Here is a 13462-nt window from a genome sequence, read left to right on the forward strand (position 1 = left end):
CATTTAATGGAAGGGTGCAAGAAATGGGAATAAATATTTATCAAGTAGATGTTTTTTCATCTAAACCCTTTGGTGGTAATCCAGCAGGAGTAGTTCCTGATGCAAGAGGATTATCTGAAGAGGATATGCAAGATATAGCAAGGGAGATGAATCTTTCAGAAACTGTATTTATTGTACCTAAAGATAAGGATAATTATGAGGTCAGATTTTTTACACCTACAAATGAGGTAGATCTATGCGGACATGGAACTATTGGAGCTTTTTATGTGTTGGCTTGTAAGGGATATATTCCTTCTCTTTATAGTAGGGTAAAAAGAGTATATCAGAATACAAAGGTTGGAAAACTTGCCGTAGATATAAGCTATTGCAACGGGAATGTAGAGAAAGTGATGATGGAACAGGCTCCACCGAAGGATTTAGGTAAGGTTGAATATATGGAAGAACTATTAGAGTGTTTTAACATAGAAAGAAGTAATATAGGCATTGGTAGGGAATATATAGAACCTAGAATTGTATCTACTGGACTTAAAGACATACTATTACCACTAAATAGTAAAGAAACATTGGAAAGTTTACGAGTAGATTTTAAAAAGCTAGAGGACATATCAAATAAACTAAAGATAATAGGGGTTCATGCTTTTTATTTACCACATATAAACTCTGATAAGGTGTATACCAGAAACTTTGCACCTGCTGTTGGTATAAACGAAGAATCTGCAACAGGGACAGCCAATGGCGGATTGATATATTTTTTAAAGGATAGAGGATATATACACGGAAATGAGATCTTATCTATACAAGGAGAACAGTTAAATAGAAAAAGTTTAATTTACTGTAGGATTCACGATAAAAATGGAGAGTATAGTGTGAAAGTTGGAGGTCAGGCTAAAATAGTATTAGAAGGTATTATATATTGTTAAACCAACCGATATCGGTTGGTTTAAATTATTTTAGTTTTAGCAAAGCTAAGATGATGAGCATTACCCCAGATAGCCAGGATAGGTCCATATTTGTTCTCTCTACAAACTTCCTTCCCAGAAGCAAACCACCCCATATGGCCACTACATCCCATATTAAGGATAAAATTATCACAACAATATAGTTAATATTGCCAATACCAGATCCAAAACCTATTGCTATGGAATCCAAGGATAAGGCAATAGCAAGATATAAAGCTTCCTTTAGATTAAGAGTTTTTGAATTGTCTAAATCTGCTTTGGTTTCATCTATATAAATATCTATGATTAACCATATATTGAATAGTTTTAATTTCACCTGTTTCTTAGAATGGGTTTTTTTTTCTAAGTATCTTTTGATAATACTTTCAAAAAGATAATATATACCCAATACCATGAGTAGTATAAAGCTAATCATGATGGTTAAATCACTGGGGAGTACTTTTTTTAGCAATGATCCTAGAAACATTGAAAGTGCTAAAAAAGCAGCACATACAATGTCTATGATGACAATAGATTTCAAAGGAATTTTTATATCGCTAGTACCGTAGGCTATACTGGCTACAAAAGCATCCATGGATAGGGTAAGGACTAATAATATTATTTCCATGCTAGCACTCCTTTTAATTATAATTATTATCATCTTATTCTTTAATGTGTTTATTGTTACAAGCTGTAATGTTTTTGAAAGGACATGTGTAATAATACTTGGTAAATTTTTATATAAATATAGTACAGGGGAAAATAAAGCTTTAGGAGGAGAGTATGGAAATTGGCCTAATTCTAATGTTTTTTATTATTGGATTGATTATGACTGTAAAGGGTGGAGATCTATTTGTAGATGCTTCTATATGGATTGCAGAAAGAACGGGAATTTCATCTGGAATTATTGGAGCAACCGTTGTAAGTATGGCTACAACTCTTCCAGAATTTTTTGTATCTACTGTAGCTAGTAATGAAGGATTCTCGGAAATGGCTGTTGGTAATGCTATAGGTTCATATATATGTAATATAGCTTTTATTATTGGAGTATGTTCATTGATAAAACCCATAGAAATAAAAAGCAGTTTTTTTGGTATCAAGGGAGTCATGATGATAAGCTTTTTATCCATATTTTTTATATTAGCAAAAGATGGGATTATAACATTTAGAGAAGGATATTTGTTGATGTTGTTGATAATATTTTTTATTGCAATAAATATTTTTGAGCACAAAAAAGTAGATATACATAGGAATAAAAGAAAAAGGAAGCCGATAAAAAAGAAGGAATTAATAAAAAATGGGTTTAAATTTGTAATAGGGGTTTTGCTAATTGTATATGGTGCTCATATTTTAGTAGATAGCGGGGTAAAGATTGCAAATATTTTAAGGATTCCAAAGCAGGTGGTAAGCCTTACACTTCTTGCAGTAGGAACTTCAATACCTGAATTTGTTACATCATTAGTGGCTATATTTAAGAATCAACAGAATATTTCTATAGGAAATATTTTAGGTGCTAATATTCTAAATATTTCTATTGTAATAGGTGCATCAACTTTAGTTAGTGATAGGGGCTTAATTGTAACAGGGCAGACATTGTTTACCGATATACCCATGGCTATGGTGGTTTCTCTTATATTTATTGTAATAGGATTGTTAAAGGAAAGAATAGGAAGATTCACAGGACTAGTACTTTTAGGGACCTATATAGGCTATTTAATCATATTGTTTTAATAATTTAATGAAATAAAAAATAAAATATTAAATGATATATTGTTATTAAAATTAAAACCGACTGATAACTCAGTCGGTTTTAGATTTTTCAGGAGTATTAAAAAGTAGTAAATGCACATAATAAATTGAAATACTAAAAAACAACTTTAGATAGGATAAAGGTGAAAAAATAGAGGGATAGTAAAATGTTTAGGAGCAATAATCTACATTAGTAATTTATAAAATCTAATAAACAGAGGAGGAAAAATAATGAATATTATTAAGATAGTGGATAAGTTAAACTCGTTCTTATGGGAAAACCTTTTAATATTTCTATTATTAGGTACAGGTATTTACTATTCTTTTAGGTTGAGATTTCCCCAAATCCGTCAAATTAAGGCAATTAATGAACATGTATTTGGAAAGGTATTAAAAAGAGGCGATAAGGCTGATGCAGACGGGATGACATCATTTCAAGCTTTAGCGACGGCGTTGGCAGCTCAGGTAGGAACGGGAAACCTAGCAGGAGTAGCTACAGCTATAGCTTCTGGAGGTCCAGGAGCTATATTTTGGATGTGGATCAGTGCCTTTTTTGGTATGGGTACAATATTTGGAGAGGCTATTTTGGCGCAAAAATACGTAGAAAGAATTGATGGAGAAGTAGTGGGAGGGCCAGCATATTACTTAAGGAAGGGTGTAAATAGTAAGTTTTTAGCAGGTTTTTTTGCAGTTTCGATAATTATAGCTTTAGGATTTATAGGTAATATGGTCCAATCAAATTCTATAGCCATAGCATTAAATTCAGCATTTGATATTCCAAGCTGGATAGGTGGGGCAATAGCCGCGGTTTTAGCAGGTTTAATACTTGTTGGAGGTATCAGTAGAATAGCATCTTTTACTGAATTAATAGTTCCCATTATGGCTATTTTATACATTGCTGGAAGTATGGTAATTATAGTGCTAAACTACAATCAAATTATTCCAGCATTTAAAACAATATTTAATTCTGCTTTTTCACCGGAAGCTGCTGTAGGGGGAGTGTTAGGAGCAACAGTAAAAGAGGCTGTAAGATATGGGATATCTAGGGGATTGTTTTCCAATGAAGCTGGAATGGGTTCTACACCGCATGCTCATGCAGTAGCAAAGGTAGATCATCCTGCTGAGCAAGGTTTAGTAGCTATATTTGGTGTTATATTTGATACATTGATTATATGTACTATAACAGCTTTAATAAATATTATAACTGGTGCTTATACTCAGGGGGTGACTGGAATTGCCATGACTCAAACTGCATATAAAATTGGTCTTGGGAGTTTTGGTACAAAATTTATAGCAGTTAGTTTGTTCTTTTTTGCATTTTCTACTATTATCGGTTGGTATTATTTTGGCGAATCTAATATAAAATATCTATTTGGGAAAGAAGGGATAAAATATTATAGAGTCATAGTTTTACTATTTATATTACTGGGTTCTATATTAGATGTAGACTTAGTTTGGAAAGTAGCCGATTTATTTAATGGATTGATGGTATTACCCAATATTGTTGGATTATTAATATTATCACCACAAGTTTTTGCTGCCCTAAGGGATTATGAAAACAATTTTTTAAATATGCCTAAATAACAAAAAATGTGCTGAAAAGAAAATAGATCCCTTGATATAACTGTCTATATATAATATAATAAAACTGTGTGAAATATGATTTTACCATGCCTTTGGGCTAGTAAAATTATTTTATAATAACTAAATGGTGGTGATTTAATGTTAATAAACAAAAGTGTTAAGGATTATGTTCTTCAAGTTGCGTCTAAAGAACCTACACCAGGGGGTGGAAGTGTTTCTGCACTAGCTGGAGGATTAGGAGCTGGACTAACAGCAATGGTAGCTAATTTGACCATTGGTAGAAAGATATATGAAGAACTAGATGATGAAAAGAAGAAGGAAATGGATAGCAATTTTGAGGAGTTACAAAAAAGCATAGAAAAGTTAAATGACATTGTAGATGAAGATACAAAAGCCTTCGATGGTGTAATGGAAGCTTTTAAAATGCCAAAGGAGACAGAAGAAGAAAAACAAAAGAGAAGTGCTGCAATTCAAGAAGGTTATAAAAAAGCTTTAGAAGTACCTTTTAAATGTGCAGAAGAATGTTTTCATGTATTGAAATTACAAGAAGTATTTGCTCATCATGGTAATGTAAATGCAATTACAGATGTAGGAGTAGGGGCATTACTTGCAGCCACTGGGCTTGAAGGTGCTTTATTAAATGTTAAGATAAACTTACTTAGTATTAAAGATGAAGAATATAGAAATGAAATGGAGAAAAAAGTAGACCAATTATTAAAAGAAGGAACTGAATTAAAAGAAGAACTAATGAAGACTGTATATGAAAGATTAGGATAAAAGGAGCTCGTTATGGAGCTTCTTTTTTATTGCATATATACATAAATAACCTCAATAATGTGTTATAATTGATTTATAAATATCGGAGGTGGAAATAATGATTTATTTTGATAACGCAGCAACATCTTTTCCTAAACCCAACAGGGTTTATGATTCTATTATAGGGGTTATGAAAGAATATGGAGCAAATCCTGGTAGATCAGGTCATAAATTGGCATTAAAGCTTGGAAGGGAAATGTTTGAAACCAGGGAATTAATAGCGAAGCTATTTAATATAGATAACCCAATGAATATTATATTTACTTTCAATTGTACGGAAAGTTTAAATCTAGGAATTAAAGGTATATTAAAAAGAGGGGACCATGTAATAACTACGTCTATGGAACATAACTCAGTTTTAAGGCCTCTGATGGCATTGGAGAGGGAAGGAATTGAAACAACCATAGTTAAGGGGGACCTAATGGGTAGAGTTGATCCTAGGGATATTCAAGAAAGCATAAAAAAGAACACCAAATTAATAGTTACTACCCATGTATCCAATTTAACTGGTACAATTATGCCTATCGAAGAGATTGGGAGAATCGCTAAGAAAAATGGCATATATTATTTAGTAGATGCAGCCCAGTCGGCAGGAGTGTATGATATTGACGTAGAAAAAATGAATATAGATATGTTGGCTTTTCCTGGACATAAAGGGTTGCTTGGCCCCCAGGGAACAGGCGGACTATATATAAGGGATGGATTGGATATAGAGGAGCTTATAGAGGGAGGTACCGGCAGTATATCTCATCTATTGGAACAACCAGATATAAGACCAGATAAATATGAAAGTGGAACTCCTAATGGGCCAGGTATTGTGGGTTTAGGAGCAGGTATTAGTTATATTTTACAAGAAGGAATTGAAAACATTAGGAAACACGAAGAAAAGTTGACTCAGCATTTTATAGAAGAAGCGCTAAAGATAGAAGGAGTAAAGGTATATGGACCTTTAGATATAAAACAACAAGGGGCTGTAGTTCCAGTTAATATTGGACTTGAAGACTCATCAGAAATAAGCTATATACTGGATGAAAACTATAATATTTGTGTAAGACCAGGACTACACTGTGCCCCCCTTGCTCATAAAACCATAGGTACTTTTGAACAAGGGGTTGTTAGATTTAGTTTCGGTCCTTATAATACTCATGATGAAATTGAATTGGCAATAAAAGCTATCAGGGAAACATCCAAAGAAGTATAAGAAAGGAGCAATGTATATGAATCAGGTACGGGAATTAATCGAAATATATAATACCGAAATTGTTTTAGGACTATTGGTAGCTTTTTTAGTATTGTTGGCTTTATATTTAATTACTGAAATAAGACTCTCAAAGCTAAAGGAAAGATACAATAAGTTGGTACAAGGTGTTGATGGAATAAATATTGAAGATTTACTCATTAAAAACGGGGAAGAAATAGATGATTTGAGAGATGATGTTAGAAAATTGAATAAGGAACTGGATAGTACGAATACAAAGCTTACCTTTGCAATTCAAAAAGTAGGTTTTATTAGATATAATGCTTTTGCAGATATGGGATCTGAGCTTAGTTTTTCTATAGCTTTTTTGGATAATTTTCTAAATGGTTTTATCTTTACAAGTATTTATGGACGAGAACAGTCCACCTGTTATGCAAAACCAATAAAAAATGGCAAATCTGTATATCCATTATCAACAGAAGAAATGCAAGCCATAGATAGAGCTATTAAAGGTGAAACTTATGCTAAATCTATTTAGATAGGAGGGGCCTTGTGGAAAAACTACTTTTTATAATAAATCCAGTAGCAGGTGGGGGAAAGGCTAAAAGACTTGTACCTGTTATTGAAAACTTTATGAAAGAAACTAAAAAACCTTACGATATAGTTTTTACAGATAGACCTAAAGAAGCCACTCATTTATCCAAAAGAGGAATAAAAAAAGGTTATAATACCATAGTTGCTGTTGGTGGAGATGGTACAGTAAATGAAGTTGCGATAGGTATATTAGAATCGGGAAGGGGTATCTTAGGGATAATTCCAAGTGGTACAGGAAATGATCTGGCTAGAACTTTGGATATACCCTTTGACCCTGTAGAAGCTATGGATATCATTATTAAAGGGAACAAAAAACAGATAGATATTGGTTTTGTTAACAATAATCCATTTTTAAATATAGCAAGTATTGGATTGGATTCAGAAGTGGTTAAGAATACGGAAAAGATAAAGATTAGGATAAGGTCTAGGATAGCCTATGTATTAGGAGTACTAAGTACATTGTTTAGCTTTAAAGATAAAAAGATAAAGCTGGAAATTGATGATATACCAATGGATAAAAATGTTTTTTTGGTGGCTGTAGGCAATGGTAAATACTATGGTGGTGGATTAAAAATATTGCCTATGGCTATTGCAGAAGATGGATATTTTCATGTATGTGTAATAAATAAGGCTTCTAAAATAAAATTGTTATTTTTGTTTCCATCAATATTAAAGGGAAAACATATTAAGTTTAGAAAAGATGTTGAAATTTTCAAGGCAAAAAAGATAAAAGTAGTAACTGAAGATAAGACGTATTTAAATATAGATGGGGAAATACACGATATAGAAAGAGAAACTTTATTTATGGTAGGAGATGAAAGATTAACTGTTTTTTGCTAGAATTAATGGAAGTAGCCTATGGGCTACTTTTTTTGCCTTTTAGATTGATTATAAAGTATAAATAGGGCTCTATTTATACTTTGAGAGATGATTTCTGCCATATTCATGACTAGACTTAGCCTAGTATTTTGCAAAACCATGTATTCCATCATGCCTCCTATATTTACAACTCCCGTAATACTTATGTCACCAATAATGGGAAGTTTTTTATTGACACCTAAACCAGGCTTTAACGGGCCTTTGTTAATACTTACATGACCTATTTTGTTAAAGCTTCCTAGGGATGCGTCTATAGCTAATATGAAAGGGTCTAGGTGAGTATAGTTTATTTTGTTGATAGTATCTTGCAAGTTTTTAGCATGAACTGGCTGGTCTAAGGTACCTAATAGATGAACTTTTTCATAAGATAATATATAGGGATTTAGCTTATAACCAACTAAAGGGCCTAGAGAATCACCGGTAGACCTATCTGTACCTATACATAATATGATCAATTCTTGATGGGGTTTGATACTAGAGGATATATGCTTTAGTAGAAGCCGAGAAATATCCATAATAGCATAGGGTGAATTCATATCAACATAATCCTTGTTAACTGTATCTGTCATATTCAACCTCCTGGATAGTCTTTTATATTAATACTATGATTGATACAATCCTATTAGAAGTATATCCATATGGAAAAGATAAATACTTATATATATTCATAATTTTTATCTGGTTAATTATTAAGAAATCTTAATAATTTAGCTATTGGACTTAAAATGTGAATTCAATATCGAAGGAATCCATTGAAATTAACGGAATCCCATCAAAAGGTATATAAATTAAAAAATTGAATAGAATAGGAATAGACAGGCTTAAGATGTTGAAAATTTTTTTTGCTATGTTATAATAAGTTCATGTTATTGCAAAATAGTTACAAAACAGTTACAAAAGTCTTAATAGAAGTTTAAAATGGTTTTAAGGCTATTTAAAAATAGGGAGGTACTAAAACCATGGATGAACAAAACCATATGGGGCTGGAGGGGTTTAACTCGCCAATAGGAACAAAGATCCCGTTAAAAGGACTAAAGGATTCAATAAATAAATTTAGCAAGAAATTTAATTTTAAGAAGATGCTTTTAGGGATTATGTTAGTTGTAATAGTGAGTTTATCCTTTGCTGCTTATAAGATCAACGAGGTTAGAACGAGAGCTTTTATAGTACATTTTGGAAATCAACAGATAGGAATCGTTAGAGATAAAGAGCAGGCTTTAAATATATTAGAAAATATGAAACAAGAGCTAGCTAGTACATATGATATTGACATCGTGTTGAACGAAGGTATTAGATTTGAAGATACCCATGCAAAAGATGATGTGTTGGCATCTACTGATGAAATAAGAGAGAATATCAAATCTAAGATGACATTTTTGGTTGGCGGTTATGTATTGTTAGTTGACAATAAAGAGGTAGGCGCTACGAAGGCTAAAGAAGATTTAGAAGATATACTAGAGAAGCTTAAGAAACCCTATATTAAAGATGAGGAAACTGAAAGGAATATAAAGGAAGTAAAATTTGTTGAAGATGTAAAGGTTGAAAAAAGAAATATACCATTGAATAAACTAAAAGATAAAGATGAGCTTTTCCAATATATACAGACGGGAACAGAGGAAATAAAGACTCATGTGGTAGAAGTTGGAGAAAGCCTTTGGACCATATCAAAAATATATGACATACCTATAGATGATTTAATTGCAGCTAACTCTGATAGGGATCCAGACAAGTTACAAATAGGCGATGAAATAAAACTATTGATACCTAAATCTATGTTAACTGTTGCTACGGTAGAAGAGGCTAAGTATAAGGAAAAAGTGGATTATGAGGTAAAGATTGAATACGATAAAAACATGTATAAGACTGAAAAAAAGGTGAAAGTCAAAGGCTCAGAAGGCGAAAATGAAGTCATAGCCAAGATAGTAAAGCATAATGGAGTAGTCGTAGATAAGGAAATAATAGAAGAAAAGGTTATAGAAGCACCTGTTGATGAACTTGTAGTAAAGGGAACTAAAGAAGTACCAAAGACCATAGCTACTGGTGCCTTTCTAATGCCTACCAGAGGTTCCATATCTTCTAGGTATGGAATGCGAAATGGGCGTATGCACAGGGGTTTAGACATTGCTGCTAGGACGGGAACGCCTATTAAGGCAGCTGATGGAGGTAAAGTTATCTTTGCTGGAAGAAAAGGTGCCTATGGGAATTTAGTAGAGATAGATCATGGCAATGGATATGTTACTAGATATGGACATTGTAGCACAATAAATGTTAAAGTTGGTGAAAGGGTTTATAAAGGTCAGGTTGTAGCTAAGGTAGGCAATACTGGTAGATCTACCGGCTCACATCTCCATTTTGAGGTGTTGAAAAATGGACGAAACCAAAACCCTGCAGGTTATGTACGTTAAAGAGGAAGATTTTCTTCCTCTTTTTTGTTGCAAAATTTGGCACTAACAAACTTTTAGCTCAGTAAATTAGTAAGTTAGTGCCGGGGACGGATATTTACTTAGTATTTATAAACTATCGTCAAGCAGAAATAAAACTAATAGTAAAACTAAAAAGTTTTCCAATAGATTATTACTATCTGGCAAGGGTCGCCTCTTTCCTTCCTTTTCAATATCATTAGTTTTTTCCTTAGAGGGATCAAAGAATAATTTTTGTAAGTTAACTAAGCCTGCTCCTTGGGTTTCTCTTGATTCGTGTAAATCACTACAGGATGCCATTAATTTTTTCTTTACCTCTTTAGGAGAAATATTCTCATATTTATTCAACAACAGAGCAGCACTACCAGAAATCAAAGGTGTGGCCATAGATGTACCACTTTGAGGTTTATACCCATCTAGCTTAGTATTTGATAATGAATTAATATTTACTCCTGGTGCTACAACATCAGGCTTTGAGATTCCTTCAATGGTAGGGCCACGGCTTGAAAAACTAGCAATGGTATCATCACTAATATCTATGGTTCTATTATCATTAGTTGCACCTACGGTTATAACATTAGGACTAATCCCTGGGGACAATATGGTTCTTTCATCAGGCCCATTATTACCTGCAGCAGCTACAACTATGATTCCCTTATTTACTGCTTCGGTTACGGCTTTACATAATGGATCATTTCTACAAGAATTATTGGCAGGACTTCCAATAGATAGATTTAATATCTTTGTATTATATTGATCTTTAGTTTCAACAACATAAGATATAGCTTTAATAATAGTAGATGTATTGCCACTGCCTTCATTATCTAATGCTTTTATGGCTAAGATATTAGCCTCTGGAGCAATACCTGTATATTTTCCCCTAGAAGAATATCCATTACCAGCAGTAATCCCAGCTACATGAGTACCGTGAACCATAAGCCAAAAAATGTAATGGCTTGATTTCAATGGGTGTAGGGGTTAGCTATAGGGAAAAAATGTTTTGACCCTATTAATTCTATTTTATAAGATTATAGTATATAATATAGTTAGAATATTCTGGTCAGAAATACAAAGTAGATAGGAAGTTGATAATAATGAAAACTAAACAACTTATAGATTTGATTAATGGTGGCGAGAGCCTAACTGTTGAATTTAAACAGAGCAAAAACAAGTTAAATAGGGATGTATTTGATTCAGTTTGTGCTTTTTTAAATCGTAATGGGGGCCATTTATTTTTAGGTGTCAATGATGATGGAACCATCATTGGAATTGACAGAGGTGAAATTGATAAACTAAAAAAGAATTTTGTAACTTCTATGAATAATCCATTAAAAATTAATCCTACTTTTTATTTGACTGTAGAAGAAGTTGAAATTGAAAATAAGATAATTTTATATATTTTTGTTCCAGAAAGTTCACAGGTGCACCGTTGTAATGGAAAGATTTATGATAGAAATGAGGATGGCGATATCGATATTACTGATAATACTAATCTCGTAGCTAGTTTATATATGAGAAAGCAGAGCACCTATACAGAAAATAGAATATATCCTTACGCAAGTATTACAGATCTCAGAAAGGATTTATTTATTAAAGCAAGAAAATTAGCTTCTAATCAAAGGCCTAATCATCCTTGGCAACATATGGATGACATGGAGCTTCTAAGAAGTGCAGGATTATATCTTAAAGATCTACAAAGTGGGGAGGAAGGAATTACTTTAGCAGGTATTTTACTTCTTGGGAAGGACGAATTAATTTCATCTGCTCTTCCACATTATAAAACCGATGCTATTTTACGTAAGGAGAATGTTGATCGCTATGATGATAGAGATGATATTAGAACTAATTTAATAGATAGCTATGAGAGACTAATGCAATTTGTTGCCAAACATCTAAATGACAAATTTTATTTAGAAAGAGATCAAAGAATAAGCCTTAGAGATAAAATTTTTAGGGAAGTAATATCTAATATTTTAATTCATAGGGAGTTTTCGAATCCATATCCTGCTAAATTTATAATCGAAAAGGATAGGGTTTATACAGAAAATAGTAACAAGCCCCATGGAAATGGAATAATTGATCCTGAGAATTTTTCACCATACCCTAAAAATCCTACTATAGCAAAATTTTTTAAAGAAATAGGATGGGTAGAAGAACTTGGATCTGGAGTTAGAAATATTTATAAATATAATATGATATATTCAGGTACAGAACCTATATTTATAGAAGAAGATGTATTTAAAACCATTATTCCACTATATGAGCAAACTACCAACCAAGCTACCAACCAAGCTAGTGACCAAGCTACCAACCAAGCTGATGGAGAAATCGAAGACTTGCTTGAATTTTGTAGAATACCAAGAAGTAGAAGTGAAATGCAAGAATTTATGGGTCTAAGTAATAGGGGGTACTTTAGAACCAAAATATTAAACCCACTCATAAAAGGCGGACTTTTAAAATTAACAATTCCAGAGAAACCCACAAGCCCAAATCAAAAGTATTATTCTGAAAGAAGGTAATAAAGTATTTACTTATAAAATTTGACGAGTAGATTTCAAATTTGTCAAGTAACTATACTAGTAAAATATAAAAAGCTTGATAAATGGCGATATTACAGGGACAAGAATTAACTAGTAATAAATTAGCTTAACAAGTAAATTTTAAAATTAGCGAGTAATAAATATATATCGTTTAAAATATGCCCTACACAAAAAAATAGAGGTAATTTTCCCTGCTATTTATGAATACTGCTTTAATACTGATGATTTTTTAGAAAATGAAGAAATGATTAAAAACAACAGTATGTCCATGAAAGATGCATATCTAAAAATTATAATATAGTTATTATAAAGGGCCAGGGGCCCTTTTTTAGTTAGAGAAAATTAGAATACATAAAATTTAACTAGTAATTTTAAAATGTAGCGAGTAGATTTTAAAATTAGCTAGTAGCATATCTTATAAGTTATGACACCTTAAATCAAGGACTGTATTATCAACACATACAATGGTATCATAACTTGGTATCAAAATAGGGGGTGGTTTTAATATGAATTATGGATATATAAGAGTATCAAATAAGGCCCAATTAGATAATAATAGCTTTGAACAACAAGAAAAAAATATTAGAAAAATATCTTAGCTATGCAGATAAAACAAATACGCCAAAATCCTAAGACTGGATTAGGGTTAGTGTAAAATAATTGTAGGTTAAAAATAAAAAAAGAATAACTCCTTATGATATGATTAATGTGTAAGCCAATAACCTGTATCAAAAGAAAGGAGTT

The 13462-nt window shown here is 32.2% G+C and carries 12 protein-coding genes; 9 read left to right on the forward strand and 3 right to left on the reverse strand.

Translation table 11 applies throughout. The features are described 5' to 3' along the window. The first annotated feature begins 23 nt into the window (after positions 1–23). Positions 24–920, forward strand: a complete 897-nt coding sequence (locus C3E88_RS11210) for a PhzF family phenazine biosynthesis protein (RefSeq protein ID WP_236910274.1) — start codon at positions 24–26, stop codon at positions 918–920. Between the two features lie 25 nt (positions 921–945). Here the strand turns inward: C3E88_RS11210 and ytaF are convergent, their stop codons facing one another. Then, a complete protein-coding gene (ytaF, locus tag C3E88_RS11215; protein WP_236910275.1) occupies positions 946–1566 on the reverse strand; it encodes a sporulation membrane protein YtaF in 621 nt (206 codons plus the stop codon). A 155-nt stretch (positions 1567–1721) separates the two neighbouring features. On the opposite strand from ytaF, the gene C3E88_RS11220 reads away from it, so the two are divergent. The 6 genes from C3E88_RS11220 (at position 1722) to C3E88_RS11245 (ending at position 7719) form a co-directional block, all read left to right on the forward strand. Next, on the forward strand, positions 1722–2669 hold the full coding sequence (locus tag C3E88_RS11220; protein ID WP_236910276.1) for a calcium/sodium antiporter: 948 nt from the start codon (positions 1722–1724) through the stop codon (positions 2667–2669). A gap of 249 nt (positions 2670–2918) precedes the next feature. Beyond that, on the forward strand, positions 2919–4271 hold the full coding sequence (locus tag C3E88_RS11225) for an alanine/glycine:cation symporter family protein (RefSeq protein WP_236910277.1): 1353 nt from the start codon (positions 2919–2921) through the stop codon (positions 4269–4271). A gap of 138 nt (positions 4272–4409) precedes the next feature. Further along, a complete protein-coding gene (locus C3E88_RS11230; RefSeq protein WP_236910278.1) occupies positions 4410–5048 on the forward strand; it encodes a cyclodeaminase/cyclohydrolase family protein in 639 nt (212 codons plus the stop codon). Between the two features lie 97 nt (positions 5049–5145). Continuing rightward, positions 5146–6288, forward strand: a complete 1143-nt coding sequence (locus tag C3E88_RS11235; protein ID WP_236910279.1) for an aminotransferase class V-fold PLP-dependent enzyme — start codon at positions 5146–5148, stop codon at positions 6286–6288. Positions 6289–6304: 16 nt separating this feature from the next. Further along, the gene (locus tag C3E88_RS11240) at positions 6305–6823 is read left to right on the forward strand and encodes a DUF4446 family protein (protein WP_236910280.1); all 519 of its coding nucleotides are present in this window, start codon (positions 6305–6307) and stop codon (positions 6821–6823) included. A 14-nt stretch (positions 6824–6837) separates the two neighbouring features. Next, entirely contained in the window at positions 6838–7719 is an 882-nt protein-coding gene (locus tag C3E88_RS11245; RefSeq protein WP_236910281.1) for a diacylglycerol/lipid kinase family protein, read from the forward strand. 23 nt (positions 7720–7742) lie between these two features. Here C3E88_RS11245 and yyaC read toward each other — a convergent pair whose 3' ends face one another. Beyond that, positions 7743–8327 carry a spore protease YyaC gene (gene yyaC, locus C3E88_RS11250; protein ID WP_236910282.1) on the reverse strand — a complete coding sequence of 195 codons (585 nt, stop codon included), beginning with the start codon at positions 8325–8327 and terminating at the stop codon, positions 7743–7745. 390 nt (positions 8328–8717) lie between these two features. On the opposite strand from yyaC, the gene C3E88_RS11255 reads away from it, so the two are divergent. Then, positions 8718–10163 carry a peptidoglycan DD-metalloendopeptidase family protein gene (locus C3E88_RS11255; RefSeq protein WP_236910283.1) on the forward strand — a complete coding sequence of 482 codons (1446 nt, stop codon included), beginning with the start codon at positions 8718–8720 and terminating at the stop codon, positions 10161–10163. A gap of 105 nt (positions 10164–10268) precedes the next feature. On the opposite strand, the gene C3E88_RS11260 is transcribed toward C3E88_RS11255, so the two are convergent. Next, positions 10269–11114 (reverse strand): S8 family peptidase, encoded by an 846-nt coding sequence (locus C3E88_RS11260; RefSeq protein ID WP_236910284.1) that lies wholly within the window; start codon positions 11112–11114, stop codon positions 10269–10271. 158 nt (positions 11115–11272) lie between these two features. Here C3E88_RS11260 and C3E88_RS11265 point away from each other — a divergent pair, with 158 nt between their 5' ends. After that, complete coding sequence (locus C3E88_RS11265; RefSeq protein ID WP_236910285.1) at positions 11273–12697, forward strand: RNA-binding domain-containing protein; 1425 nt, start codon at positions 11273–11275, stop codon at positions 12695–12697. Positions 12698–13462: the final 765 nt, after the last annotated feature.

Origin of the sequence: Clostridium sp. Cult3, assembly GCF_021655115.1 — a bacterium.
Classification (GTDB): domain Bacteria; phylum Bacillota; class Clostridia; order Tissierellales; family Tepidimicrobiaceae; genus PPXY01.

Bases quoted from the DNA above. Each gene is read 5' to 3' on its own strand.
- C3E88_RS11210 (WP_236910274.1), top strand. From the start codon at position 24: ATGGGAATAAATATTTATCAAGTAGATGTTTTTTCATCTAAACCCTTT.
- ytaF (WP_236910275.1), bottom strand. From the start codon at position 1,566: ATGGAAATAATATTATTAGTCCTTACCCTATCCATGGATGCTTTTGTA.
- C3E88_RS11220 (WP_236910276.1), top strand. From the start codon at position 1,722: ATGGAAATTGGCCTAATTCTAATGTTTTTTATTATTGGATTGATTATG.
- C3E88_RS11225 (WP_236910277.1), top strand. From the start codon at position 2,919: ATGAATATTATTAAGATAGTGGATAAGTTAAACTCGTTCTTATGGGAA.
- C3E88_RS11230 (WP_236910278.1), top strand. From the start codon at position 4,410: ATGTTAATAAACAAAAGTGTTAAGGATTATGTTCTTCAAGTTGCGTCT.
- C3E88_RS11235 (WP_236910279.1), top strand. From the start codon at position 5,146: ATGATTTATTTTGATAACGCAGCAACATCTTTTCCTAAACCCAACAGG.
- C3E88_RS11240 (WP_236910280.1), top strand. From the start codon at position 6,305: ATGAATCAGGTACGGGAATTAATCGAAATATATAATACCGAAATTGTT.
- yyaC (WP_236910282.1), bottom strand. From the start codon at position 8,327: ATGACAGATACAGTTAACAAGGATTATGTTGATATGAATTCACCCTAT.
- C3E88_RS11255 (WP_236910283.1), top strand. From the start codon at position 8,718: ATGGATGAACAAAACCATATGGGGCTGGAGGGGTTTAACTCGCCAATA.
- C3E88_RS11260 (WP_236910284.1), bottom strand. From the start codon at position 11,114: ATGGTTCACGGTACTCATGTAGCTGGGATTACTGCTGGTAATGGATAT.
- C3E88_RS11265 (WP_236910285.1), top strand. From the start codon at position 11,273: ATGAAAACTAAACAACTTATAGATTTGATTAATGGTGGCGAGAGCCTA.